Source organism: Gilvimarinus sp. 1_MG-2023 (assembly GCF_030548285.1).
In genome coordinates this window covers 1-288 of the sequence record NZ_JAUOSC010000811.1, presented here as the reverse complement: position 1 = coordinate 288, position 288 = coordinate 1, and the positions used below count along the sequence as shown (strand labels likewise).

1 protein-coding gene is annotated in these 288 nt (G+C 58.7%); it reads left to right on the top strand.

Features of this window, described 5'->3' with window-relative positions; all coding sequences use genetic code 11:
- A partial coding sequence (locus Q4563_RS19145; protein ID WP_303605641.1) for an isochorismatase family protein occupies positions 1-243 on the top strand: 243 nt, incomplete at its 5' end.
- Positions 244-288 lie beyond the last annotated feature (45 nt).

Below are 288 nucleotides of genomic sequence, written 5' to 3'. Positions count from 1 at the left end.
ATCCGTAATCTGGTGTTTACCGGGATCGCCACCAATGTCTGCGTGGAATCAACCCTGCGCGACGGCTTTTTCCTCGAATACTTTGGCGTTGTACTGGCCGATGCCACCCATCAGGCCGGGCCGGACTACGTCCAGCAAGCCGCCCTGTACCACATTGAAACCTGTGTTGGCTGGGTCAGCACTGTCGATGACTTCTGCACCACCCTGGCCGCCTCTACCCCAACCCAAGGAGCAACCGCATGAGCAAGCAAACAGTCCGTCCTGCCGGTACCGGCAAACCGTTAGCAC